Source organism: Polaromonas sp. (genome assembly GCF_030689685.1).
GTDB lineage: Bacteria > Pseudomonadota > Gammaproteobacteria > Burkholderiales > Burkholderiaceae_C > Polaromonas.
In genome coordinates, this window is the sequence record NZ_JAUYEY010000007.1 from 90,766 (window position 1) to 114,885 (window position 24,120).

Below are 24,120 nucleotides of genomic sequence, written 5' to 3' on the forward strand. Positions count from 1 at the left end.
TAACAAAATAACCTATTTGTTAAATAATACGATATATAGATGAATTTCGAAGCAACAGTTCTTCAATCCAAAATTGAATAAGGGAGATGGAAATTACAAAGGTACCAAATTCCACAGCTTGTCATTGCGGACTTGATCCGCAATCCAGAGCACCTGACGGCATGGATGCCCCCGGATCGGAGTCCGGGGCAGGCTCATCGAGTCCGGCATGACAAGGGTACCTTTGTAATTTCCAACTCCCTAAGTTCAAGCTCGCTCAAAGTCGATAAAGCTTTTCTCAGCATCCACCGCCAGCAGGCGCACCTGCAAGGTGTCGCCCACGTCCAGCCCGTCAAAACCGCGCACCATGCGACCTTCCAGCAGCGGGCTGCTGATGCGCACAAACGTGCCCTTGGCCGCCGCGCCCGTCACGAGGGCGTCAAACACATCGCCCAAACGCCCGTCCAGCAAATAAGCCGCGGCGGCCTTGAGCACCTGGCGCTCGACCTTGCTGGCGTTGTCTTCCTGCTGCGTGCAATGCCGGGCAATGTCGTTCAATTGATCGGTGGAATAAGGGGGTGACTCACCGGCCAGCGCCGCCTTCAGCAGGCGCTGCGTCACCAGATCGGGAAAGCGGCGATTCGGTGCGGTCGAATGGGCGTAGTCGTTGATGGCCAGGCCGAAGTGGCCCAGTCCATTTGCGCCCGCTTTTGCTGCGCCGGGGGGTAGAGCCGGCGCAGCAGCATACTCGCCCGATCCCAGCAATTTCACCACCGCCAGCGACAGGTCAGCAAAGCCGGTCGGGTCGGCCTGGCGCCGCGCGCATAAAAAGCGGTCAAGCGCCAAGGCGTCGGGCAGCGCAGGTAAATTCACACCGTGGCCGGAGGCCAAAGCCACAAGGCGATCCCAGCGTCGCGGTGCCTGCAAGAACCGGCGTATCGACGGAAACCCATGGTCCACCAGAAAGCGCGCCGTCGCGCCGTTGGTCGCAATCATCAGGTCGGCAATCAAATCCTTGGCACGGTTTTTCTCGTCGGGGCGCAAGTCCACCAACTGACCGTCCTTGAACACCGGCCGCGCGGCGATGGTGTTGACATTGAGCGCACCCCGCGACTGGCGCCATTGCCGCAGTTTGCCGGCCAGGGTGTCGTGCAAGCGCACTTGTGCCTCCAGCCCCGGCACGCTGATCATTTGTGGCGGCGCTGGCCCGCCGCCGTCCAGCCATGTCGAAACAGCGTCATAAGTCAGCTTGGCGTGGTTCAGCACCAGCGCGCGGTAGATGTCAGACTCAGACACCGTGCCGTCAGCGGCGACCAGCATGTCCACCACCACGGCCAGCCGCTCCTGGCCTTCGTGTAGAGAGGTCAGGTCGGTGGACAGCACTTCCGGCAGCATCGGGAAAATACCCGCCGCCGTGTACACCGAGGTCGTGTTCATTGCGGCATGGCTATCCACCGCGCCACCGGGCCGCACCAGCCAATCGACATCGGCCACCGCCACCAGCAAACGCGCGGCGCCCCCGGCCAGCGGCTCGGCCACGCTCAGTTGGTCCAGGTCGCGCGTGTCGTCGTTGTCAATGGAAAACCAGGTCAGGTGCCGCAGATCCCGGATGTCTGCGCTGCGTTCGGTACCGGTCTGGCGTGCGGCTTCTGCTTCCTGCAAGGCTTGCGGGGAAAACTCGGGCAACAGGCCGCGGGAACGCATGGCTTCGACTGCGATTTGGTGGAGGTGGGTGGGGTCCATGGAGCATGGTAAGTGCATCGTCTCAATGTACCCCCTGATTGCGCCCGGCCTCCTGGCTCGGCCGGCGTAGAGGCCGCAGTAGCTTGCAGGTGCTGGTGTTAGGTGCGTTTTCACGCAAGGCAAATAAGGGCTGTAGGGCCAGTTTTTCCCTTGAATTTTTCGGGTTCGTATTTTGTAGAAGAGTCGAATTTAAGAAGCTATTTCTTGAATATCTACGGTGAAGGTACTGCGGTTGGTACTCGCCTTGTGAAGCTTGAGCGGAACACCTCGGGCCTTGTTCAACTTGCGCACCAATTGGATAACTTTCATAGATGCCTGCGAGCCGACGATGATGCCTGTCAAATTTTCGGGTCGGAAAGTCGCTATGCCCGGGCCTTGCGTATATCGAATCAATCGCCATTCACGCTCATATTTCCAGTGCATGGACTTAGTAAGAACTCCCTTCTCCAGCTTGACTACATTGGAGTCGTACTGCGCAATCTGTGGCCGATCATTCGCATAGGTAACGCGCATAGCGTGCTGCATGAGCTTTGCTTGGCCGTCGAATTCAAGGCAGACGCCGCGATGATGGTCCGCATAGTGCGACCACATCAAAATGTCATCTGGAATTTCTGAGACGCAGTAAATCCCGGTTGTTGCGCGAACAACCCTCGCATGTTCGTCTTGAATGGTGTTTCTCACGGTTTGATTGCGGGGATTGCGGGTGGGGTCAGCAATCATCTGTTCTGCGTCGGCGCGAAGTTCCGCATCTGTCATCGCTGGCCCATGTTTTCTTGCGAGGTAGATGTAGTTCTCCATCAGCTCTTCGTCAGTACCAGTCTCGTCAGCAAAACAGACCGTGCAGTCAAACGGGTCGTTGAATGAGCTCGCCGGTGCGAAGTAGATCTCGTTGTGCAAGACCGTTCGCTCCAGGTACATCGCGGTATCTCCAGCAGCATGCCGGTACTTGAAGAACCTTTTGGGAGGGAGTGTCATGGGCTTTAGCCTTGAGTTTGGAGTATCACTTCACGAAATGCATCACCTTCGCCGCATTGACCGTCACCGCTCCAAAACACAGGCGAATGCCATTCTGGCTCGCCATCTGCACCCACTTCGATCAGCTCAGACACGCGGGTCATGCTGCGGCGCTTAGCTGAGGTGTGCTGTCTCGGAAGTGTTGGATTGATCAGCGGACTGTCACTCACGCGCCGAGTGCGAATCCTTCGGCATTGGTCATCACTTCGACTTCCTTCATGATAGTTTTTGCTTTTGCCTTCTCGGCAATCTTCAAGTCATACATCGTCTGCAGGTTCATCCATGACTGGGCGTCACCACCAAAACAGCGCTCCAGGCGCAAAGCCGTCTCAGGCGTTATGCCTCGTTCTTCTTTCACGATTTCATTGATGCGTGACGCTGTTACCCCGAGCTTTTTGGACAGTGCGTTGGCTGTCATGTTCAGGGGCACCAGGTATTCTTCCCGAAGTATTTCTCCGGGGTGGATGGGGCGCATTCCGTTCTTGATCATAAGTAGTGCCTTTCAAAAGTCGTGAGCAAGGCGCTCAGTGATAGTCAACGATTTCCACAGCCTTGGCGCCTTCATCGGTCCAGACAAAGCAAAGACGCCATTGGTCGTTAATCCGGATGCTGTGCTGACCTGCACGATTACCGACCAATGCCTCCAGTCGATTGCCGGGGGGTGATTTCAAAAAATCCAAGGTAACAGCCGCCTCAAGCATGGTCAATTTTCGTGTTGCCGACTTCAAAATACCTGAAAAAACAGCTGATTTTCCGGCTTTGAACAGAGTCTCAGTTTCCTCGCATTTGAATGAAACTATCATAGAGAAAATTGTACATCGTTTATCGGTAGTCGATAATAAATTTGCAAGACTTTTTCGAATGCGACGTTGACGCCTGCGGCCATGAGTTCGGGCGCGAAGGTCATGCCGCGGCGCTTCAGCGCATCCGCTTTTGCAGCTCCTGCGACTGTGCCTGAAACTTTTTCGGGTCTGCATCTTTCAGCTTTTGGAGGTTGTCTAGCTTCCAGCGGATGGCGGGTAGTTGGTCCAGATGGGGGATGCTCAGCTTGCCCCAGTCAGGCTGCGCGGCGGCAAGGGAAATCAAGAAGTTTTTTTCGTCCGCATCCAGGCCGCCATGAATTTCCGCCACCAAGCGCTCGCGGGCGTCAAGCAGCGCCTTGATCGGCACTTTTTGGGTGGTCATGCCGTCGAAGTTGTTGTCGTATTCGTACTGGATGTCGCGCATGGCCGGAAACAGTACTTCGTGAATCGGTCGGTTGTGGCTGGCCAGGTACACCACAAAGGCGCGCCGGATTCCCGGCGTGAGGCCTTCGTGCTCGAACAGTTGCATGACATCGAAAAGGTCGCGCGGGTGTTGCCGGTCGAGCGCCGCCACGAGCTTGCCGCCGTACACGTCCTCGCGGGAGACGACGGGGATGTCCACTTCAGCCAGCAGCGTGTCGCCGGCTGCTTGTGTAAGAGGCAAGGTTGCCACCGGGTTGACGGTGCCGCGCATCACGAAGTTCACTTCAACCTTGACGAGAATATTGCCGCGGGTGAGCTGTAGCCGGGTCTCTTGCCCGTCGTTGCCGGGGGCCGTCACCTGGAAGCCGGCGGCCTGAAGACGCTTGCGGCCTTCTGCCAGGGCGCTGTCGATGCGCTTGCGTGCTGCAGCCCATTGCAAGGTATGGTCCGGCAGCACCAAGTCCAAATCTACAGACAAGCGGGGCATGTCCCGGAAGAACAGGTTGATGGCGGTGCCGCCTTTGAGGGCGAAGGTGTCGTCAAAAAAGACGTGTGGCGCTGCGGCGACCAGCGCCTTGGCCGTGTCGAGGTAAGTCGGGTTCATTTCAACACCAGCAGGCCATCGCGGGAACGCGATACCCAAGGTGACTTGCTTCTGGCGGGCAGGTCTTCGGCACTGAGCTTTGCCTCCCAAGGCAATTGCAGTTCGTGGCCCAGTTGCAAACACAGGCGCACCGTCTTGACACTCGTGCACTGCAGAAGCAACTGCTTGAGCACCCTGGAACGCAGGTGGTGCGTGGTGCCGGCAATCTCGCGTGCCTCTTGCATGGGCTGGCGCAGACCCACCTCGCTGAGCATTTCCAAAAGCGCACGTTCGGGCGAAGAGAGCAGCGCGTCGCTGTTGGCATGGGGTTGGACGTGCAGTAGCTGCCCCGGCGTTTCGCGGAACAGGCGCTTGCGGCGGTATTCGGCAGGAAAACGTTCGGTAAACCATGCGGGCAGAGTGGCAGTTTCCCAGCCGTAGAGCTGCAAGGTCGGCTTGAGGGAAACGTATTGGCGCAATCCGTGCCAATCGAGCGCGGTCTTACCACCAACGTGCAGGCCTTCGACGCCTTTTTGCAAAACCGAAAGGCAACGATGCAGGTCCAGGACATCGTTCGCACGGGCATAGACGCCTTGGCTGAGCCGTGTCAGCCAGCCAGCCTTCGCGTACTGGCCAGCCAGGTTGCTGGAGATTCCTAGATCGGCCAATGTGGCCGAAGTTAAAGGCGTGCCTGCGGGAACCTGTATGTACAGAGTGTTTAGTTTGTTTCGTTTTTCGGTAGTCACACTGTGATTTTATGAATATTTCTAAATATTGCATTCGACCTATTTCATTTATTCTGTGAATTCACAGTAAATCTGTGGTTCTGATGCAAATTTCAAATTATTGGTATCACGCTTGCGACCTTCCTGAAAGCTTCAGTCTCGCGCCACCTCCGCCACCTCCGCCACCTCCGCCAACAGCGCTCCCTTTTTCCAAACCTACAGCCGATTCGACCGCAAGCGGACAGTCTCCGTCACATCCCGTCGTGAGTACGGCGCTCACTGATATTCAACGATTTCCGTAGCCGGGGGATTTCACTGAAATTTGCTTGATCTGCTAAACTAGTCAGATGACTGGTCAAAAGGAGTGTCGTATGAAAGTCTGGCCCGTGCAAGACGCGAAGGCGCGTTTTAGTGAATTTCTCGATGCATGCCTGACAGCCGGGCCGCAGATGGTGACGCGGCGAGGGGCTGAGGCGGCGGTGCTTGTTCCGGCTGCGGAGTGGAAGCGGCTGCAGTCTGCGGCCAAACCCTCGCTCAAAGAGCTGTTGCTGTCTGAAGCCGCGCGTACGGAGTTCCTGGTGCCAAAGCGCGGTGCTGCTCGCCGGCGACGCACTGAAGCTTTCAAGTAAAGCATCGAACTAAAGCGCCATGTACCTTTTGGACACAAATGTCATCTCTGAATTGCGCCGACCCCGGCCACATGGCGCGGGGATCGCCTGGCTCGAGTCGGTTGCTGACATTGATTTGCATGTTTCAGCGGTGAGTCTGGGCGAAATCCAGGCCGGGATTGAGATCACGCGGGATCAGAACGAGGCCAAGGCGCTTGAGATCGAGCGCTGGGCCGATCTGATGGCGGCGTCGTACAACGTATTGCCCATGGACGCAGAGGCCTTCCGCATCTGGGCAAAGCTCATGCACCGCCGCTCCGACACCTTGTATGAGGACGCAATGATCGCAGCGACCGCAATTCGACATCAGCTGACGGTGGTCACGCGCAACGCCGCAGATTTTTCTACTTTTGGCGTTCAACTGCTCAACCCATTTGAGTCACCCGTTTGAATCCGAAGCGGGTCTAATTCCCCGCCCCTTGGGGCGTACGGAAAACGACAGTGTCCGAAGGGCACTGTAAAACGAAGACGAGCCGCGAAGCGTGTGAGGCATAGTGCAGCCAATACCCCGCCCCTTGGGGCGGGGAAATTTATTCTGCCGTAGCTGACTTCTGAAGAGTGAAAACGTCTGATGGCCATGCCTGGTCAATCGACTTCCAAGCCCCAGGCGAGCGATGACTACCTGCTGATGCAAACGATGCCCGAGGCATTAGGGTAAATGCCAATATTCGAAATTCACTCCAGCGCTATATTTCTTCCCAGACGACGCACCGTCAATATACTTTTAACGACCTGCTGCCAATACTGCCAGCAAGTCGTAAGGCAAAAAAGCCCGAACCGGTTTATCCGGTTCGGGCTTTTTTGTTCTGGCCGTTTTCTTCGTGATTTTTTATCAGGCTGTGAGAGCAGTCGAGGCGGAGCTTTGCCTCTGGAAAAACGCGGCTGTCGTGTATGAAAACGTTATCTCATACACGTCGATTTCAAGAGTGTTCGCAGGTCAACATCAACCGTATAGTAACAAGGAGAAATAGATGAGCCAATTCAATCGACGCCGTTTCATGAAAACCGGCGGGACCATGATGGTGCTAGGGACCGCCTCCGGTGCCTCGCTATTGCCGAGCCTGGCCAGTGCGCAGGAAACGGTAAAACTGGGTTTACTTCATTCACTGTCGGGCACCATCGCCATTGCCGAGGCCGCACTGGTTGACGCCGAAAAAATGGCCATTGATGAGATCAATGCTGCTGGTGGTGTGATGGGGCGCAAGATCGAAGCGGTTGTAGAAGATGGCGCAAGCGATTGGCCCACCTTTGCTGAAAAAACCAAAAAATTGCTACAACGCGACAAGGTCGCGGCCATCGTTGGCTGCTACACCTCGGCATCGCGCAAAGCGGTGCTGCCGGTACTCAACCAGATGAAAGGCTTGCTGTACTACCCGACCTACTACGAAGGCCAGGAACAGGACAAGTCAGTCATCTACACATCGCAGGAAGCTACCCAATCGGTGATCACGGCCATGGAGTGGATCGCAAAGGAGCAGGGCAAGACATTCTTTCTGGTGGGTTCCGACTACATCTATCCGCGGACCTGCAACAAAATCGCCAGGCCCACCATTGCCCGTGTCGGGGGTAAAGTCGTTGGCGAAGAATACGCGCCGTTGGGTCACACTGAATTTTCGTCAATCATCAACAAAATCAAGGCGGCCAAGCCGGACTGGATTTACTCTACCGTTGTAGGCGGAAGCAATGTCGCCTTTTACAAACAACTGAAGGCGGCGGGTCTCGATGGCACAAAGCAGAAACTGTTGTCTACCGTTGTCTCTGAAAATGAAATTGACGGTATTGGCAAAGAAAATGCCGTGGGCTATTACGCCTGCATGGGCTACTTCCAGAGCCTGGTAAATCCGCAAAACGAGCGCTTCGTCAAAGCGCTGAAGGCTAAATATGGGCAGGACCGGGTGGTCGGGGACCCGATGCAGTGCGCTTACAACGCGGTTTATTTGTGGAAGCTGGCAGCCGAAAAAGCCAAATCCTTTGACGTTCAAAAGGTGATCGCAGCGTCATCCGGCCTCGAATTTGCCGCCCCCGAGGGCAAGATTCGCATCCACGCAACCAACCACCATGTCGCGAAAAAAGTCCGTATTGGGAAGGCCCGCAGCGATGGGCAGTTCGATATCGTCTATGAGTCAGGCGTGATTGAGCCTAATCCATTCCCCAAACTCTGATGGTCTGACTCCTGCCAGCGGACGGGGTCGGTGAACCGGTCCCGCCCGGCTGCAGTTTTTTCCGCAAGTGGGGGTTTGGCATGTCTTTCGATATTCTCGTGATGCAGGTTTTCAACGGAATGAGCCTGTTCACCATCTTGTTGCTGATGGCCCTGGGCCTGGCCATCGTTTTCGGTTTGATGGGCGTCATCAATATGGCGCACGGCGAATTGATGGCGCTCGGTGCCTATGCCACCTATCTCACAGCGCAATTTTTCTCTCACTATCTTCCGTCGCTGATGGACTGGTACCTGTTCGCGGCCATCGTGGTGGCGTTTGGCGTCACCTTCGGGTTCGGTTATGTGCTGGAACGAGGGTTCATTCGCTGGTTCTACAACCGACCGCTTGACACCCTTCTGGCCACCTGGGGGTTGAGCCTGATTTTGCAGCAAAGTTACCGCTCGATTTTTGGGCCGCAGGAGGTCTCGGTGCCCCTTACTTCATGGCTCAGTGGAGCATGGGAGCCGACTGTCGGTATTCAGCTACCTCTCAACCGCATTTTCATCATCGGCCTGACGATCCTGGTTGCGTTGAGTGTTTACCTCATCCTCTACAAAACCCGCTTGGGACTGCGCGCCCGCGCTGTGACGCAAAACCGGCCCATGAGCTCTGCCGTCGGCATTGACACCAACCGCGTTGACGCGCTGACGTTTGCGCTCGGTTCGGGGTTGGCTGGCATAGCCGGTGCGGTATTCACCATGATTGGTTCGACCAATCCGGGCACCGGACAACTTTATATTGTCGACTCATTCATCGTCGTTGTCTTCGGTGGTGTTGCCAGCTTGCTTGGCACTGCGGCATCAGCCTTCCTGATTGCCCAGACGCAGACGACGCTGGAGTACCTGATGAGCGGCTCCATGGCCAAAGCTTCCATTCTTTTACTGGTCGTCGTCGTGCTTTACTTCCGGCCCAACGGGCTGTTCTCCTCAAAAGTGCGGAGTTAAGCATGAAAATCACAGAGAAAAACGCCGAGCGCTCGGCACACCTGGGAATCGCGGCGCTGCTTCTGCTCGTGCTGCCGCTAACGCTTGAACCGTTTTGGCTGGGCGCTGCGGGCAAGTACCTTGCTTTCGCGTTCGTTGCCGTCGGCGTGGTCCTCGCCTGGGGTTACTGCGGCATCCTCAGCTTGGGCCAAGGTATCTTTTTTGGCATCGGCGGCTATGCCATGGCGATGTTCCTCAAGATCGAAGCGTCGGCTCCCGAGTTGCCCGACTTTATGGTCTGGAGCAGCGTCGAGCACCTTCCGGGCTGGTGGCAACCGTTCACGAGCTTGCCGCTGACAATCGCTGCGATTCTAGTGGTGCCCGTCGTCGTTGCGTTTCCGTTTGCCTATGCAATTTTCAAAAAACGGGTCAGTGGAGTTTACTTCGCCATTGTCACTTTGTCGCTGGCGCTGACGCTGACTGTCATGATCATTGGGCAGCAGGGCGAGACCGGTGGCGCAAACGGAATCACTGATTTCAAGTCCCTGCTGGGACTCGACATCATCGGGGACGCCAGCAAGCGCTGGATTTACCTGGTCGAGGTGGTGTTGCTGCTGGTGGTTATGGCCGCTTCAGCGGGGTTGCTGCACACGCGGTTCGGGAAAATCCTGGTCGCCGTGCGCGACCGTGAGGACCGCGTTCGCTTCTCGGGGTATGACACGGCGATGATCAAGGCTTTTGTCTTCAGCGTTGCCGCTGTTTTGTCTTCAATCGGCGGAGCCTTGTTTACCCTCCAGGTCGGCCTCATCACACCCAGCCTCATCGGCACAGTCGCTTCCGTCGAGATGGTGATATACGCCGCAGTGGGCGGACGCTTGTCAGTGCCCGGTGCCGTCATCGGCGCCCTCGTGGTCGGCTTCCTGAAATCTTTTCTGTCTGAGCAATTTCCCGAGAGCTGGTTGTTTTTTTTGGGCGGAATGTTCATCTTCGTGGTGGCTTTTTTGCCTAACGGGCTGGCTGGCGCGATGCAACGCCTGCTTCGGCTTAAGGCCTGAGGCGGGGACGATCAATGCATGCCGCCACGTTCCAAGATTCCATGAATGTCCCTATGAAAGCCGACTCCTTACCCCAGAGCGTAGTGAGCGCGCCACCCATCCTGGCCATCAAAAACCTGACCGTTTCATTCGACGGCTTCAAGGCGGTTGACGACCTTTCAATGTCAATCAACGAGAAAGAACTTCGAGTGATCATCGGTCCAAACGGGGCCGGCAAGACGACTTTGCTTGACATGATTTGTGGAAAAACCAAGCCAACCTCCGGAAGTATCCGTTTCCGTGATCTCGAACTGACTCGATTGCCGGACTTTCAGATCGTGCGCAAAGGGGTCGGTCGGAAGTTCCAGAACCCATCCATCTATGAAGATCTCACCGTTGGGGAAAATCTTGAAATTTCCATTCCACAGGCGCATGGCGTCTGGGCCTCGATCCTCTTCCGGCGTACCCGGCAGGTTAAGGAGAGGATCGGCAGTATTGCCGAGCAGATCATGCTCGCCGATCACCTTCGCACCAAGTCCGGAAGGCTGTCGCACGGACAAAAGCAGTGGCTGGAGATCGGCATGTTGCTGGTGCAGGACCCGGACCTACTGCTGCTCGACGAGCCCGTCGCAGGGATGTCACCCCGTGAGCGCGAGCAGACGGCTGAGTTGCTGAAAACCATTGCGCTTGGCAAGTCGCTGGTCGTGATTGAACACGACATGGACTTTGTCAAGGCAATCGCCAACACCATCACGGTGCTGCACCAGGGCAAGTTGCTGTCCCAGGGAAGCGTCGACCAGGTACAGAACGACCCACGCGTTATTGAAGTGTATCTGGGACATTAAAAATCATGCTCAATATCTCCAATCTGGACGTTTACTACGGTGAAAGCCATGTCATCCATAAGGCGGCTTTTGAACTCGCGCCAGGTGCCGCCATCGCCGTCGTCGGCCGAAACGGCATGGGCAAAAGCACCTTGCTGAAGTCGCTTATCGGAATGATTCCAGTAAAGAGCGGTTCGATCACGCTGGGCGGGCGCGAGTTGGCGGGCCTTCCAAGTTATGCGCGCGTTCAGGCGGGCTTGGCTTATGTGCCACAGGGCCGGATGATTTTTTCGCAGCTAACGGTTGAAGAAAATATTCTGACGGGTCTGGAGACTGCGCGCTATGCCGATATTCCGGACTTCATTTATAAGTTCTTTCCGGTTCTGAAGGAGATGAAGGACCGTAAGGGCGGCAACCTTTCCGGCGGGCAGCAACAGCAGTTGGCAATCGCGCGCGCGCTGGTGTCCAGGCCTCGGGTATTGATTCTTGACGAACCTACCGAAGGCATTCAACCCTCCATCATCAAGGAAATAGCCCGTTCACTGAACGCGCTGCGCAAGGAGCTGGGCATCGCGATTCTGGTATCCGAGCAGGTTTTGAGCTTCGCGCTCGAAGTGGCAGATCGTCTTTTGGTCATTGACCGCGGGCGCATCGTGCGTGCCGTCGAAAAAAGCGATATTGATATTGAAGAAGTCCGTTCGTTCCTGACCGTCTAGGCAGGTTTTTTATCAATTCAGGAGAGAGTTATGAGACATGGCGATATTTCCAGCAGCAATGATTGCGTCGGCGTGGCGGTGGTCAATTACAAGATGCCGCGGTTGCACACCAAAGCTGAAGTTCTTGCCAATGCACGCAACATCGCTGAGATGCTGATCGGTATGAAAAAAGGCCTGCCCGGGATGGACTTGGTGGTCTTTCCGGAGTATTCGACACACGGCATCATGTACGACGCCAAGGAAATGTACGAGACAGCGTCAACAATTCCGGGCGATGAAACGGAGATTTTTGCGGACGCTTGCCGCAGGGCGAATGTCTGGGGGGTGTTCTCCTTGACTGGCGAGCGTCATGAGGAGCACCCTAACAAGGCGCCATACAACACGTTGATCCTGATGAACAACAAGGGAGAAATCGTCCAGAAATACCGCAAGATCATGCCGTGGACGCCGATCGAGGGCTGGTATCCCGGAAATTGCACGTACGTTTCCGAAGGTCCCAAGGGCATGAAGATCAGCCTGATCATCTGTGACGATGGCAACTATCCGGAAATCTGGCGTGATTGCGCCATGCGCGGCGCCGAATTGATTGTTCGATGCCAAGGCTACATGTACCCGGCCAAGGAGCAGCAGATCATGGTTTCGAAGACCATGGCGTGGATGAATAATGTCTATGTGGCCGTCTCCAACGCCACCGGATTCGATGGTGTTTACTCGTACTTCGGGCACTCGGCCGTAATCGGCTTTGACGGCCGCAGTTTGGGCGAATGCGGCACCGAGGAGATGGGCGTCAATTACGCCGAACTGTCCATGAGCCTGATCCGCGACGCGCGCAAGAATTCGCAGTCGAATAACCATCTCTACAAGCTGGTGCACCGCGGCTATACCGGCAAGATCAATTCAGGCGAAGACGTCAACGGGGTGGCGTCCTGCCCATTCGACTTCTACGGCAAATGGATTAACGATCCGGAAGGGACGCGCAAGATGGTGGAGGGCTTTACCCGTTCAACGCCCGGCACCGCGGAGTGCCCCATCGAAGGCATTCCGAATGAGACTGTGAAGCATCGCTGAAACTTATTGCAACCAGATCGGGCTGGGGGCGTGACGAACGTTGCCCGTCCGTCTTGACAGGATTCGTACGTGGCATCCAATCTAGACGCCTACCGGCTTGCCATCGAGCCGTTTTACCGGTCGACCGGTAATGAAGTTTCCCTGTATGAGCATGCGTACTCGCACCGTCTGCCCTTGATTCTCAAAGGGCCTACCGGCTGCGGAAAGACGCGTTTCGTCGAGTACATGGCCTGGAAGCTGAACCGGCCGTTGGTGACGCTTGCCTGCAATGAGGACATGACGGCCTCTGATCTTATTGGGCGCTACCTGTTGGACGCGCAGGGCACCGCATGGCACGACGGCCCGCTGACGCTTGCAGTCAGGCATGGCGGCATTTGCTATCTCGACGAAGTGGTCGAGGCGCGCCAGGATACGACGGTTGTCATCCATCCACTGACTGATGCCCGCCGTATCCTCTCGCTCGACAAAAAAGGGGAGCTTATTCACGCCCATCCCGACTTCCAGCTAGTGGTTTCCTACAACCCGGGCTACCAAAGTCGAAGCAAGGACATGAAGCCGTCGACACGTCAGCGCTTCGCCGCGTTGGAGTTTGACTACCCCGATGCTGCGCTGGAGGCCGAAATCGTGGCGCACGAAGCCGGCATATCCTCGGATATTGCGGCTCGTCTTGTCGGTATTGCGCACCGATCCAGGGCGCTGAAGCATCATGGTCTGGACGAGGGAATTTCTACCCGCATGCTTATCTATGCTGGCGTGCTGATCGGCTCCGGCGTCAACCCACGCGAGAGCTGCGACATGACAATGACGCGCGCGTTGACGGACGACCCGGACATGGCCAAGGCGCTGCGCGGCTTTGTCGAAGCCTATTTCGAGTAGACAAAGGCGGGCCCCAGATGGCAGAAGAAAAAGGATCACGCGCGCCGAAACCTCTGTCTCCGAGGTCGGCGGCAAGTAAGCGATGGGGCGACGTCGATCTTGGCACTCTCGACCTAAAGCTTACCCAGGTCGCAGCCCGCCACGGCCCAGATCAAACTGCCGCGATACTGCCTTGGCTTGAAGCGCTCAACGATGAAGATCCGGTGTGCGCGCTAGCGGTGGCGGACCGCCTTGACTCGCTTTTTCCGCATATTGGGGCTGAGGGCTTGGGGCGGTGGATACTGACCGGACTGCGCATGTACCCAGGCGATCAGGCTCGGCAGCGTGCCTACTTTAAGCTGGAAGATAGGCGCGCGATCGAGATGTTGCACGGCGAGGCGGGTGCTGGCGACCTTGCTGCGGCGCTGCCATCTCTGGGACTTTTATTCCGCGGGCTGGCAGGCATTGCGTTTGAGCTTCAACCGCGCCACCAAATATCGCTGAACGGGTTGCCCCTGCGGCCGGTACTGACGCCAAGTCACCTGCTTTTGCCGGATGATTACACCGCGCTGGATGGTCATGACCGCTACCGCATCTATCGTGCAGCTGTTGCTCATGCGGTTGCCCACCTCCGCTACTCGACGCCGGGCTTGCCCGTCCAGACCCTGAAGCCTATGAGCATTGCCATGGTTTCGGCGATCGAGGATGCGCGTGTCGAACGCTTGCTGGTCCGCGACTATCCCGGGGTACAGGGCTGGTTCCTCGAGTTTCTCAGGCATGGCGTCAGGCCACAGGAGCTCGACTTTTCGGCGCTGGTTGGGCGCATGAATCTGGCCCTGATGGACACGCATTACCAAGACGACAATTATTGGGTCAACAAGGCCCGCCGACTGTTCGAAGCGCAGGCCGTTGATCTTCATGACTATGCTGCATTTCGTCGGCTGGCGTCCATCCTGGCCAACGATCTCGGCCAGATGCGGGTTCCGTTCCGGATCCCAAGCTACCTTGTTCCTGAGGCCTACCGGGACGACAACAGCTTTCTCTGGGACTTCAATGGAGCCACCATGCCGCCTGAGCCGGTGGACCTGCAAGCCATGAGCCCATTGCCCCAGCAGCAGCGACCTGAATCCGCACTGCCTGATGAGTGGACCGCCGAGCCGCCAGCCACGGAGACCGAAATCGGGCGCCACACTTATCCGGAATGGGACCACCGGCGTCATTTCATGCGGACAGATTGGTGCACCGTTATTGAAAAGGTGCCGGCGTGGCAAGGCCGCCGCGCCACATCGATCCTCGTCGAAACTGGCGTGGCGGTTATGCCGCCGGTTGCACTGCCTCGCTCACGGCGCTTGAGCCGAAACAGACGCATCAGGCGTCAGCTGGAAGGAGAGGACATTGATCTCAACGCAGCCATCGAAGTCATGATTGACCAACGGCTGGATTTATCGCCTGACCCGCGCCTTTTCATGCGCGCTGGCAACGAAGATCGGATGTCAAGCGTCCTTGTGCTGCTCGATTTATCCGAGTCGACCAACGATTGCGTCGGTGATCGGATGCAATCCATACTTGACATCGAAAAGAAGGCCGCGCTGCTGCTCGCGCAGGCGGTAATACATTGCGGGGACCGCATTGCCGTACACGGGTTTTCATCGAACACGCGGGCCGAAGTGAATTATTACCGCCTGCTGGAGTTTGGTGCACCACTTGATACGAATTCCACCGGGAGAATCCTGTCAGTGCCTGGCCGCTATTCGACCCGTATGGGAGCCGCACTTCGCCATGCAACAACGCAGCTTGCGCATGAAGGGGGCGATCACCGGGCAATTTTGCTGATCACAGATGGTGCGCCTTCGGATGTGGATGTGTATGAGCCTCAGTATCTGGTTGAAGATGCCCGCGCGGCAGTCCACGAAAGCCGGCGATGCGGTGTGCATATCTTCTGCGTTGCGCTGGACCCGCAGGCCGACCCGTACGTGCGGAATATATTTGGATGGAATAACTACCGCATCGTCGACGAACCCGACAGCTTGCAAGCTCATCTGTCCTCGCTGTATGCGCGGCTGGTGCTTTTGTGACTTCACGCCCACAAATTTGCAGCAAAATAAGGGAGGGCAGGGCAAAAGACCTGCCACATCTTCGGATGTTGCACCAAAGTTATCGGCCACTGTTATTGGTGCAACAGTGCGGATCCGGGCGCTCATCCGGCGAAGACACTTTTTAGCTCTCATCTAATGGTTACTGAACTACTCATGAATTCTGGAATGCTGAATATCAGCAAAAAAGGTAGGTATTGTGGCAAATAAGGATCCCATACGCATCGGCGTTCTGTTCTCCGAAACCGGTGCGACCTCAACCATCGGGCGTTCCCAAATGCAGGGGACTCTGCTGGCCATTGATGAGATCAATCAGGCTGGCGGTGTTGAGGGGCGTGAGATTGTGCCCGTCCGCTACGATGCCCAGTCTTCTCCTGCGGTCTATGCCGCTTATGCCGAGCGATTGCTGCTTCAAGACAAGGTCAACGTTATTTTCGGCTGCTACATGTCCAGCAGTCGAAAGGCAGTGTTGCCGATCGTCGAGAAATCGAACAAACTTCTTTTTTACCCCACGCTGTACGAGGGGTTTGAGTTTTCCAACAACATCATTTACACGGGCGCAGCACCGAACCAGAACAGTGTGCAGCTGGCGGAATTCATGACCGCCAATTTCGGTTCATCGGTCTATCTGATCGGATCCAACTACATCTACCCTTACGAGTCCAATCGCATCATGAGCGACCTGGTTCTGCAGCGCCCCAACAGCAGAAAAGTCGGAGAACGGTACTTCAATCTCGATGCCACGGAAAAGGACTATCGGCTGATCATGACTGACATCCGTGACAAGCGTCCTGACTTCATTTTCTCGACTGTGGTGGGTGACTCGACTGCAAGCCTTTATCGGGCTTATGCCGAGTCAGGTCTTGATCCGAAGACCATGCCCATCGCCAGCCTGACGACGTCAGAAGCCGAGATCTCGCAGATGGGTTTTGATGTGGCACTGGGGCATTTCACTGCAGCGCCTTACTTCCAGTCGATAAATTCCACCGCCAACAAACGCTGCCTGGAGTGGCTTGGCGAGCGCTTTGGATCTTCGTGCGTTCCAAATATGTGTTGGGAAGCCGCTTATTTCCAGGTTCATATCTATGCCAACGCTTACCGCCATGCGGAGGACGACGAAATCAGCCGGATCATGCCGCACATACTGGGGAGCGAGTTCGAAGCACCACAGGGTCGCATACGCGTGGATCCTACAAATCACCACACATCGCTGTACCCGCGCATTGGCGTTGCAAACTCAAAGGGCCAATTCACGATTGTTCGCGAGGCTACCCGACCCGTGCAGCCCGACCCCTATATGGTTACGCACTCCCTCGGCGACTGGACCACAACGCTCAGCACACTGGAGCTTTGAATTGGAGAGCAGTACCACTCGGCGTGCAACGCGGACCACGCCCCCGCTTCTCAAGGACCTGCGTACACTCAAAGTCGCCGTCTTTCATCCGGACGACGAGGATGGCAGGCAGCTGATCCAGCAATTGCAACGCATCGGTTGCCAGGTACAGGCCTTCTGGCCGCCGCTTCCCGCGTTGTCTGCGGGGATTGACGTGGTTTTTCTTGCGGTTCGGCCCGACAGTATCGATATGGGTTACGAGTGGCTCAAGGGAGACGACGCTCCTGCGGTCATTGCCGTGGTGACCTACGAGAATCCGACGATCGTGGAAATCGTTCTGCACATTGGCGCACAAGCTGTTCTGCCATCACCTATTCGTTCATTCGGTTTGCTCTCCGCCCTCGTTGTTACGCGTCATGTGCACGGCGATACCAAAACCCTGAAACGTCGCCTGCACAAACTTGAGGCCAAATTTTTGGGTGTGCGCCAGATCGCAGAAGCCAAGAGCATCTTGGTGCGCACTCGCCAGATCACGGATGGTGCTGCTTACGATCTGATCCGGGACCAAGCCATGAGCAAGCGGGTCACCACTGAAGAAATCGCTGCAGCGATCATCAATGCCAACGAGATCCTTTCACTTGGGCGCACATGATTTATACCTTGGGACGTGGCGTTGAGCCGCCTTGCAGAGCAAGAGCCGCCGAGTCCTTGGATGGCCCAGGTAGCACAAGTGAGAGTATGTCTGGGCTTCACTGGCTAGTAAACTCAAACAATCCAAGCGCACAATTTGTCGGGAAATACGATCCAAGGAACGCAAATTGCCGGAAAAAAAGAAAGCCCATGCTTGACTGACTAGAAAACCCTGACTCCTTCGTTTGTATGCCGCAATGTGAGCTCATTTATTGCCGGATCCCACACGGTTCTGGAGGCGACTTCTGCGCCCTGGCCCTGCAGACTCCGTGCATCATGACCGGGAGATAGATAGGAAATTCAACCGCATGAGCTCACGTATCGCACCGTGGCCTGTCATGAAGCCCCGCACTTTTCGAGCAGTGATGTCAGGTTTGGTCACTTGCCATCTGGATGAACGGCCGAATCGACAGGTACCGTCCACCCCAGGCGCAGGGCTACCCTAGGGCGAATCCGATCCGATCGCCGGTTTCCCGTTCACCAGTTGATGCGCTGGTCGACTGGGCAACGATTCGCATAGCCGATGCATAGGTCAGCGCAATTCCGGCACATGGGCCAATCCTCGACTGGCCGCAACAGGCTACAGCTTCAGGATCGAGCGAATACCCAGATTCGAGGGAAACGAAATTAACGCAATTCAAACCAATGACTCTCATGCCGAATGCTCGTGTAGGCCGGACAAGCATTTCCTTGCAGTCGAATTGGTTCACCAGATTTGAAACTAGATACGAGTCTCCGGAGTCTGAATCGGACTTGGCAAACGGTACGAGTACTGCAACCCGGAGGTAGCGGAACAAGATGAAAGTGATGGATTCGTGCCCAGGGTAAGGCGCAACCATGGATGCGAAGACGCGCTTTCATGTTTCGATATTTTCGGGTTGCAGTACCAAGGGTCCATCACACAGCTGTGAGTGAAGGCGATGTTGACGCCTGCGGCCATCAGCGCGGGCGCGCGGGTCATGCCCGCGGAGCGTGGGCCAGGCGTCGTAATGAATCTTTATCGATTTCGTTCAGCTTTCGTTCACCCCTTCCTTCATAAGCTCTGTCTCACATCAACCAAGGAGCTCTCCATGAAACGTTCTGCCATTCTTTGCCTGACCACGCTGCTGGCAGCGGGCGCCCAGGCCCAGACCTTCAACGACACGGCTCGCGTGCGCAATGTCAGCCCGCAGTACGAGAATGTCTCTGTTCCGCGCAACGAGTGCACCAGCCAGTGGGTGACCGAGCAGCAACCTACAGTGTCTTCGCGCAATTACGGCGGGCTGGCGCTTGGCGGCGTCGCCGGCGCCCTGCTGGGCAATCAGGTTGGCGGGGGCCGCGGCCGCGAAGCTGCGACTGCGGTCGGTGCCGTGGTCGGCGCGCTGGCCGGCGAGCACTTTGCCAACCAGAACAACTGGGGGGGTGGCTACCAGCAGGCACCCCAGCCGCAGCAGCGCCAAGTGCAGAACTGCCGCACTGTGAATGACGTGCAGTCCCGCCTCACGGGCTACCAGGTGGAGTACGAGTACCGTGGCCAGGTTTACAGCACGGTAACCCGCGAGAACCCGGGCCGCACCTTGCCCATACGCGTTTCATTTGCGCCAGTGGAGCGCGAGTATCAAGGTGGACGTGACTACCAGGGCGGGCGTGAGTACCAGGGCAGGCGAGATAACCGTGACGGTCGCGAGTACCATGGCGCTTACAACCGATGAACACATTTGCCAAACTGCTCTGTGCCACCTTGCTGGTGGCGTCCAATCTGGCCTGGGCCAACCTGAGCCGCGACGACGCGGCTGCGGTGGCCCAGCGGGCCAGTGGCGGTCGCGTGCTGTCCGTCGAGAAGTCCGAGTTTTCGAGCCAGCCGGTGTGGCGCGTCAAGGTGATCACGGCGGCTGGTGAAGTCCGTGTGATCCAGGTGGACGTCGCGACCGGCCAGGTCCGTTAGGGCCGGCAGCTTCAGCCCATGCGCCTGTTGCTCATTGAAGACGATGCGGCGCTGCGGCTGACCCTGGCCCGCCAACTGGAGGCCGAAGGCTATCGGGTTGATCAGGCCAGGGACGGCGAAGAGGGCCTGTTTCTGGCGCGCGAGTACCCGGTTGACCTGGTCATTGTTGACCTGGGGCTGCCCAAGCTGAACGGGCTGACCATCGTGCAGCGTCTGCGCCAGGAGGGCAAAGTTCTGCCTATTTTGATCCTCACCGCGCGCGGCAGTTGGCAAGACAAGGTGGTCGGCCTGGAAGCCGGGGCCGACGACTACCTGGTCAAACCTTTCGAATACCCGGAGCTGGCGGCGCGGCTCAAGGCCTTGCTGCGGCGCTCGCTCAAGACCGCCTCTGACGTGCTGACGCTTGGCCCGCTCAGCATCGACCTGACGGCTCAGGCGGTGCGGCTCAATGGCGCGGCGCTGGAGCTCACGGCGTTCGAGTACCGCCTGCTCGAAACCCTGGTGCGCCAGCGCCCGGCCATCGTCACCCGGCAGGCGCTGTCGGACTACCTGTACCCGCACGGGGAAGACCGCGACAGCAACGTGCTGGAGGTGCTGGTGGGCCGGCTGCGGCGCAAGCTCGATCCGCAAGGCAGCGTCGGGCCCATCGACACCGTGCGCGGACGGGGCTACAGGTTCACCCTCGAATGAGGGCCGGTTATTCCATCCGTACTCGACTGCTTCTGGGTGCGGCGTTGGTGTTGCTGGCCTTTTTGACGGGCGCTGGGCTGGCGGTGCAGCGAGCAAATGCCGAGAGCGTGCAGGCGGCCTATTTCGGCCGGCTGCAGAGCACCATCTACCTTTTGCTGGCAGCGGCCGAACTTGATGCCTGCGGTGTGCTGGTAATGCCGCAGGCGTTTGCTGAGCCGCGCCTCTCGCTGCCGGGTTCTGGCCTGTATGCCGGTATCCACAACGTGTTGCGCAATGAGCAGTGGCAGTCGGCCTCGGCGCTGGGCCAGCAGTTGCCGGTCCCGCGCAGCCTGCAAGCCGGTCAGTGGCGCAACCAGACGTTGAATGCCGACGGCGGGTCCTTCCTGTCTGTCAGTTATGCCGTCACCTGGAAGGCCTCTGCGCGAGAGGCACCGCTGGTCCTCACGGTGCTGGAAGACCGCGCCGCCTTCGACCGCGAGGTCGGCGCCTTCACCCGCACCCTGTGGCTCTGGCTGGGCGGCGCCGCCGTGCTGCTGCTGCTGGCCCAGCTGTGGCTGTTGCGCTGGGGCCTGGCGCCGCTGCGGCACGTGGCCAGCGAGATACGGCGCATCGAGGAAGGCGAGCAATCGCGCATAGAAGGTCGCTACCCTGCTGAAATTTCCGGCCTCACGGACAATCTGAACACCCTGATCCAGCAGCAGCGCGAGCGCCAGACCCGGCATCGCGATGCACTCAGTTTTCTGGCCCACAGCCTGAAGACGCCTCTGGCCGTGCTGCGCAGTGCTCTGGCCGAGCCGGCCCATCTGGCAGCCACCGTGGCCCAGCAAGTGAGCCGCATGGACGACATCGTGCAGCACCAGCTAGGGCGTGCCATCGCCGGGGGTGCCGCGCGTTTTGCGCCACCGCTTCTGCTGGCGCCTATCGTGGAGCGTATTCGCGACGCACTCGCAAAGGTTTATGCCGAAAAAGCCCTGGACTTCAGCGTCGAGTGTCCGAGCGACCTGGCTTGGCGCATTGACGAGGGCGACCTGTTCGAGATGCTGGGCAATCTGCTGGACAACGCGGCCAAATGGGCGCGCAGCCGGGTGGGGGTGCGAGTGTGGCGCGAAGCCGGGGGCCTGTGCATCAGCGTTGAGGACGATGGTCCCGGCTTCAGCGATACCGAGTCGGTGCTGCGTCTGCATGTGCGGGGCGACGAGCGCGTGCCCGGGCACGGCGTCGGGCTGGCAGTGGTCAGTGACCTGGTGGCCAGCCATCAGGGGGAACTGAAACTCACGCGCAGCGCGATGGGCGGCGGGCGGGTGGATGTTGTGTTGCCGGTGCCTTGAGAGGCATGCTCTTCAAGGTCAAAGCCGGAAGTTCCTAACTCACCTTGAAAAAGGCGGTCTTGGCGGGTCGATTGACGAGGGTCAGCGTTGACACCACCTCCGCCATCTCCGCCAGCAACCGGCCTTTCCTCCAGACCTTCAATCGGTTCGCCCGCAAGCGGATGGCCTCCACCGTATCCCGCGCCTGCAGCAGCACAAAACTTGCATCACACCCCACTTCCAGGCCATAGCCCTGAAGGTGCATCACCTGCGCCGCATTGACAGTCACCGCATCAAAACACTGGCGTATGCCTTTCTGGCTCGTCATCTGCGCCACATGTAAACCCATGTGTGCGACTTCCAGCATGTCGCCGCTGCCCATGCCGTACCAGGGGTCCATCACGCAGTCGTGGCCGAAGGCGACGTTCACACCTGCGGCCATCAGTTCGGGCACGCGGGTCATGCCGCGGCGTTTGGGGTAAGTGTCGTGGCGGCCCTGCAGCGTGATGTTGATCAGTGGGTTGGCAATCACGCTGACGCCGCTTTCGGCAATCAGCGGCAGCAGCTTGCTCACGTAGTAGTTGTCCATGCTGTGCATGGAGGTGCAGTGGCTGCCGTTGACGCGGCCCTGCAAACCCAGGCGCTGGGTTTCAAACGCCAGGGTTTCGATGTGGCGGCTCAGCGGGTCGTCGGATTCGTCGCAGTGCATGTCACACAGCAACCCGCGCTCGGCGGCAATCTCGCACAGCAGCTTCACGCTGGCCGCGCCTTCAGCCATGGTGCGTTCATAGTGCGGGATGCCGCCGACCACGTCCACACCTTTGTCGAGTGCGCGTTTCAGGTTGTCCATGCCGCCTTTGCTGCGCAACACACCGTCCTGCGGAAAAGCGACGAGCTGCAAGTCGATATAAGGCGCGACCTGCTTTTTGACTTCCAGCAGCGCGTCCACCGCCAGCAGGCTGGCATCACTGGTGTCCACATGGCTGCGAATCGCCAGCAGACCCTTGGCCACAGCCCAGTCGCAGTAGCTCAGGGCGCGTTCAATGATGGCCTCGGCCTTGAGCATGGGTTTGAGTTCACCCCACAGTGCGATGCCTTCGAGCAGCGTGCCGCTTTCGTTCACGCGCGGCAGGCCGTAGCTGAGCGTGGCGTCCATGTGGAAGTGCGGGTCTACGAAGTGCGGGCTCAGCAGGTAACCGCCGGCGTCTACGGTTTCCGTCGCCTGCGCGCCGGCGATGGGTCCTTGCGTCACTTCGGTGATCTTGCCGTTCTGCGCGGCAATCGACATGCCGCTGCGGCCGTCGGGCAGGGCGGCGTTGGTGATCAGCAGATCCAGCATGTCAGCGTTCTCCCTTGCGGTAAGGTTTCATCAGCGCCTGAGGATACGCCGCCTTGCGCGCCACCAGCACCAGCGCCAGGATGGACAACACATAGGGCAGCATCAGGTACAACTGGTAGGGCAGCACGGCGCCGCCTGACTGCTGTAGCCGCAGTTGCAGTGCGTCGAAAAAGGCGAACAAAATCGCGCCCAGCAGGGCCTTGCCGGGCCGCCACGAGGCAAACACCACCAGCGCCACGCAGATCCAGCCGCGGCCGTTGACCATGTTGAAGAAAAAAGCGTTGAAGGCTGACAACGTGAGGAAGGCGCCGGCCACACCCATCAGCGCCGAACCGGCGACGATGGCTGCCGTGCGTGTGGCCGCGACGGAAACACCCTGGCCTTCGGCGGCCTGCGGGTTCTCTCCGACCATGCGAATCGCCAGACCGGCCGGCGTGCGGTACAGCAGCCAGCCGATCAGCGGCACCAGCAGCAGTGCCAGCAGGGTCATGGGGGTTTGTGCGGCCAGTGCGCTCAGGCCGGTGCCGTCCAGCCACTGCATGGGCGCAAATGGCGTCACGGTGGGTGGCGTGTCAACTTTCGGAAAACTCACGCGGTAGCCGTAATAACTGAGCGAGGTGGCCAGCAAGGTGATGCCCAGGCCTGAGACATGCTGCGATAGCGCCAGGCCCACGGTCAGAAACGCGTGCAGCAGGCCAAACACCGCGCCGGTCAGCGCTGCGACACCGACACCAGCCCACAGCGGCAAGCCCAGGTACACCGCCAGCCAGCCGCTGAAGGCACCGGCCACCATGATGCCTTCGATGCCCAGGTTCAGCACCCCGGCGCGCTCGCACAGCAACACGCCCAGGGTGCCGAGAATCAGCGGCGTGGCGATGCGCAGCACGGCGGTCCAGAAGGCTGGAGCGGCCAGGGTGTCGAGCAGTTCCATCATCGGCAGGCCCGCAGCACTGCACGGCAATGACTGCCATTCGCTATCAAATATATAGCTGCTCGCGCCTGTGTACAAAGGGCTAGAGGCCATTTTTGCTTGTCATTGCGGATCAAGACCGGGATGACAACCAAAGCCGGGTATGACAGCCGAAGTGTGTCATTGCGGGCTTGACCCGCAGTCCATGCTGCGCTGACCCGACAATCCACGTTGGACCAGCATGGATCCCGGATCAAGTCCGGGATGACAAACCG

24 protein-coding genes are annotated in these 24,120 nt (G+C 58.2%); 16 read left to right on the forward strand and 8 right to left on the reverse strand.

All coding sequences use genetic code 11. The features are described from left to right. Nucleotides 1-246: 246 nt before the first annotated feature. The 6 genes from Q8O29_RS02110 to Q8O29_RS02140 form a co-directional block, all read right to left on the reverse strand. Entirely contained in the window at nt 247-1,722 is a 1,476-nt protein-coding gene (locus Q8O29_RS02110) for an RNB domain-containing ribonuclease (RefSeq protein WP_305560404.1), read from the reverse strand. Nucleotides 1,723-1,911: 189 nt separating this feature from the next. Further along, nucleotides 1,912-2,697, reverse strand: a complete 786-nt coding sequence (locus Q8O29_RS02115) for a DUF2971 domain-containing protein (RefSeq protein ID WP_305560405.1) — start codon at nt 2,695-2,697, stop codon at nt 1,912-1,914. A gap of 205 nt (nt 2,698-2,902) precedes the next feature. Then, nucleotides 2,903-3,226 (reverse strand): HigA family addiction module antitoxin, encoded by a 324-nt coding sequence (locus Q8O29_RS02125; RefSeq protein WP_305560406.1) that lies wholly within the window; start codon nt 3,224-3,226, stop codon nt 2,903-2,905. A gap of 34 nt (nt 3,227-3,260) precedes the next feature. Beyond that, a complete protein-coding gene (locus Q8O29_RS02130) occupies nt 3,261-3,539 on the reverse strand; it encodes a type II toxin-antitoxin system RelE/ParE family toxin (protein WP_305560407.1) in 279 nt (92 codons plus the stop codon). Nucleotides 3,540-3,654: 115 nt separating this feature from the next. Beyond that, nucleotides 3,655-4,566 (reverse strand): nucleotidyl transferase AbiEii/AbiGii toxin family protein, encoded by a 912-nt coding sequence (locus Q8O29_RS02135; protein ID WP_305560408.1) that lies wholly within the window; start codon nt 4,564-4,566, stop codon nt 3,655-3,657. Next, nucleotides 4,563-5,291 (reverse strand): type IV toxin-antitoxin system AbiEi family antitoxin domain-containing protein, encoded by a 729-nt coding sequence (locus Q8O29_RS02140; protein ID WP_305560409.1) that lies wholly within the window; start codon nt 5,289-5,291, stop codon nt 4,563-4,565. Before Q8O29_RS02140 ends, Q8O29_RS02135 begins: the two co-directional genes overlap by 4 nt. A 350-nt stretch (nt 5,292-5,641) precedes the next feature. Between Q8O29_RS02140 and Q8O29_RS02145 the strand changes: the two genes are divergently transcribed. The 16 genes from Q8O29_RS02145 (at nt 5,642) to Q8O29_RS02220 (ending at nt 21,617) form a co-directional block, all read left to right on the forward strand. Continuing rightward, nucleotides 5,642-5,899 (forward strand): type II toxin-antitoxin system Phd/YefM family antitoxin, encoded by a 258-nt coding sequence (locus Q8O29_RS02145; protein WP_305560410.1) that lies wholly within the window; start codon nt 5,642-5,644, stop codon nt 5,897-5,899. Between the two features lie 19 nt (nt 5,900-5,918). Then, nucleotides 5,919-6,329, forward strand: a complete 411-nt coding sequence (locus Q8O29_RS02150; RefSeq protein WP_305560411.1) for a type II toxin-antitoxin system VapC family toxin — start codon at nt 5,919-5,921, stop codon at nt 6,327-6,329. A 580-nt stretch (nt 6,330-6,909) separates the two neighbouring features. Further along, nucleotides 6,910-8,100, forward strand: coding sequence for an urea ABC transporter substrate-binding protein (urtA, locus tag Q8O29_RS02155; RefSeq protein ID WP_305560412.1), 1,191 nt, complete (start codon nt 6,910-6,912; stop codon nt 8,098-8,100). Nucleotides 8,101-8,180: 80 nt separating this feature from the next. After that, nucleotides 8,181-9,083 (forward strand): urea ABC transporter permease subunit UrtB, encoded by a 903-nt coding sequence (gene urtB, locus Q8O29_RS02160; RefSeq protein ID WP_305560413.1) that lies wholly within the window; start codon nt 8,181-8,183, stop codon nt 9,081-9,083. A 2-nt stretch (nt 9,084-9,085) separates the two neighbouring features. Further along, nucleotides 9,086-10,117: an urea ABC transporter permease subunit UrtC gene (gene urtC, locus Q8O29_RS02165; RefSeq protein ID WP_305560414.1), complete on the forward strand. Its 1,032-nt coding sequence runs from the start codon at nt 9,086-9,088 to the stop codon at nt 10,115-10,117. A gap of 53 nt (nt 10,118-10,170) precedes the next feature. Further along, nucleotides 10,171-10,941: an urea ABC transporter ATP-binding protein UrtD gene (gene urtD, locus Q8O29_RS02170; RefSeq protein WP_305560415.1), complete on the forward strand. Its 771-nt coding sequence runs from the start codon at nt 10,171-10,173 to the stop codon at nt 10,939-10,941. Nucleotides 10,942-10,946: 5 nt separating this feature from the next. Continuing rightward, on the forward strand, nt 10,947-11,636 hold the full coding sequence (gene urtE / locus Q8O29_RS02175) for an urea ABC transporter ATP-binding subunit UrtE (protein WP_305560416.1): 690 nt from the start codon (nt 10,947-10,949) through the stop codon (nt 11,634-11,636). Nucleotides 11,637-11,666: 30 nt separating this feature from the next. Next, nucleotides 11,667-12,704, forward strand: a complete 1,038-nt coding sequence (locus Q8O29_RS02180; RefSeq protein WP_305560417.1) for an aliphatic amidase — start codon at nt 11,667-11,669, stop codon at nt 12,702-12,704. Between the two features lie 69 nt (nt 12,705-12,773). Continuing rightward, nucleotides 12,774-13,580, forward strand: coding sequence for a CbbQ/NirQ/NorQ/GpvN family protein (locus Q8O29_RS02185; RefSeq protein ID WP_305560418.1), 807 nt, complete (start codon nt 12,774-12,776; stop codon nt 13,578-13,580). 17 nt (nt 13,581-13,597) lie between these two features. Further along, nucleotides 13,598-15,634: a nitric oxide reductase activation protein NorD gene (locus Q8O29_RS02190; protein ID WP_305560419.1), complete on the forward strand. Its 2,037-nt coding sequence runs from the start codon at nt 13,598-13,600 to the stop codon at nt 15,632-15,634. A gap of 217 nt (nt 15,635-15,851) precedes the next feature. Further along, nucleotides 15,852-17,006: a transporter substrate-binding domain-containing protein gene (locus tag Q8O29_RS02195; protein ID WP_305560420.1), complete on the forward strand. Its 1,155-nt coding sequence runs from the start codon at nt 15,852-15,854 to the stop codon at nt 17,004-17,006. A 1-nt stretch (nt 17,007) separates the two neighbouring features. Then, entirely contained in the window at nt 17,008-17,637 is a 630-nt protein-coding gene (locus tag Q8O29_RS02200; RefSeq protein WP_305560421.1) for an ANTAR domain-containing response regulator, read from the forward strand. A gap of 1,108 nt (nt 17,638-18,745) precedes the next feature. Further along, on the forward strand, nt 18,746-19,366 hold the full coding sequence (locus tag Q8O29_RS02205; protein ID WP_305560422.1) for a glycine zipper 2TM domain-containing protein: 621 nt from the start codon (nt 18,746-18,748) through the stop codon (nt 19,364-19,366). After that, nucleotides 19,363-19,599, forward strand: coding sequence for a PepSY domain-containing protein (locus Q8O29_RS02210; RefSeq protein ID WP_305560423.1), 237 nt, complete (start codon nt 19,363-19,365; stop codon nt 19,597-19,599). The genes Q8O29_RS02205 and Q8O29_RS02210 overlap by 4 nt, the downstream gene beginning before the upstream one ends. Nucleotides 19,600-19,617: 18 nt before the next feature. Then, the gene (locus Q8O29_RS02215) at nt 19,618-20,289 is read left to right on the forward strand and encodes a response regulator transcription factor (protein WP_305560424.1); all 672 of its coding nucleotides are present in this window, start codon (nt 19,618-19,620) and stop codon (nt 20,287-20,289) included. Then, entirely contained in the window at nt 20,286-21,617 is a 1,332-nt protein-coding gene (locus tag Q8O29_RS02220; protein WP_305560425.1) for an ATP-binding protein, read from the forward strand. The genes Q8O29_RS02215 and Q8O29_RS02220 overlap by 4 nt, the downstream gene beginning before the upstream one ends. Nucleotides 21,618-21,651: 34 nt before the next feature. Here the strand turns inward: Q8O29_RS02220 and Q8O29_RS02225 are convergent, their stop codons facing one another. Further along, nucleotides 21,652-22,935, reverse strand: a complete 1,284-nt coding sequence (locus tag Q8O29_RS02225; protein ID WP_305560426.1) for an amidohydrolase family protein — start codon at nt 22,933-22,935, stop codon at nt 21,652-21,654. Between the two features lies 1 nt (nt 22,936). Then, entirely contained in the window at nt 22,937-23,869 is a 933-nt protein-coding gene (locus Q8O29_RS02230) for an ABC transporter permease (RefSeq protein WP_305560427.1), read from the reverse strand. Between the last annotated feature and the right edge of the window lie 251 nt (nt 23,870-24,120).

Coding starts and splice junctions, on each gene's coding strand:
- Q8O29_RS02110 (WP_305560404.1), bottom strand. CDS start 1,722: ATGGACCCCACCCACCTCCACCAAATCGCAGTCGAAGCCATGCGTTCC.
- Q8O29_RS02115 (WP_305560405.1), bottom strand. CDS start 2,697: ATGACACTCCCTCCCAAAAGGTTCTTCAAGTACCGGCATGCTGCTGGA.
- Q8O29_RS02125 (WP_305560406.1), bottom strand. CDS start 3,226: ATGATCAAGAACGGAATGCGCCCCATCCACCCCGGAGAAATACTTCGG.
- Q8O29_RS02130 (WP_305560407.1), bottom strand. CDS start 3,539: ATGATAGTTTCATTCAAATGCGAGGAAACTGAGACTCTGTTCAAAGCC.
- Q8O29_RS02135 (WP_305560408.1), bottom strand. CDS start 4,566: ATGAACCCGACTTACCTCGACACGGCCAAGGCGCTGGTCGCCGCAGCG.
- Q8O29_RS02145 (WP_305560410.1), top strand. CDS start 5,642: ATGAAAGTCTGGCCCGTGCAAGACGCGAAGGCGCGTTTTAGTGAATTT.
- Q8O29_RS02150 (WP_305560411.1), top strand. CDS start 5,919: ATGTACCTTTTGGACACAAATGTCATCTCTGAATTGCGCCGACCCCGG.
- urtA (WP_305560412.1), top strand. CDS start 6,910: ATGAGCCAATTCAATCGACGCCGTTTCATGAAAACCGGCGGGACCATG.
- urtB (WP_305560413.1), top strand. CDS start 8,181: ATGTCTTTCGATATTCTCGTGATGCAGGTTTTCAACGGAATGAGCCTG.
- urtC (WP_305560414.1), top strand. CDS start 9,086: ATGAAAATCACAGAGAAAAACGCCGAGCGCTCGGCACACCTGGGAATC.
- urtD (WP_305560415.1), top strand. CDS start 10,171: ATGAAAGCCGACTCCTTACCCCAGAGCGTAGTGAGCGCGCCACCCATC.
- urtE (WP_305560416.1), top strand. CDS start 10,947: ATGCTCAATATCTCCAATCTGGACGTTTACTACGGTGAAAGCCATGTC.
- Q8O29_RS02180 (WP_305560417.1), top strand. CDS start 11,667: ATGAGACATGGCGATATTTCCAGCAGCAATGATTGCGTCGGCGTGGCG.
- Q8O29_RS02190 (WP_305560419.1), top strand. CDS start 13,598: ATGGCAGAAGAAAAAGGATCACGCGCGCCGAAACCTCTGTCTCCGAGG.
- Q8O29_RS02205 (WP_305560422.1), top strand. CDS start 18,746: ATGAAACGTTCTGCCATTCTTTGCCTGACCACGCTGCTGGCAGCGGGC.
- Q8O29_RS02210 (WP_305560423.1), top strand. CDS start 19,363: ATGAACACATTTGCCAAACTGCTCTGTGCCACCTTGCTGGTGGCGTCC.
- Q8O29_RS02215 (WP_305560424.1), top strand. CDS start 19,618: ATGCGCCTGTTGCTCATTGAAGACGATGCGGCGCTGCGGCTGACCCTG.
- Q8O29_RS02220 (WP_305560425.1), top strand. CDS start 20,286: ATGAGGGCCGGTTATTCCATCCGTACTCGACTGCTTCTGGGTGCGGCG.
- Q8O29_RS02225 (WP_305560426.1), bottom strand. CDS start 22,935: ATGCTGGATCTGCTGATCACCAACGCCGCCCTGCCCGACGGCCGCAGC.
- Q8O29_RS02230 (WP_305560427.1), bottom strand. CDS start 23,869: ATGATGGAACTGCTCGACACCCTGGCCGCTCCAGCCTTCTGGACCGCC.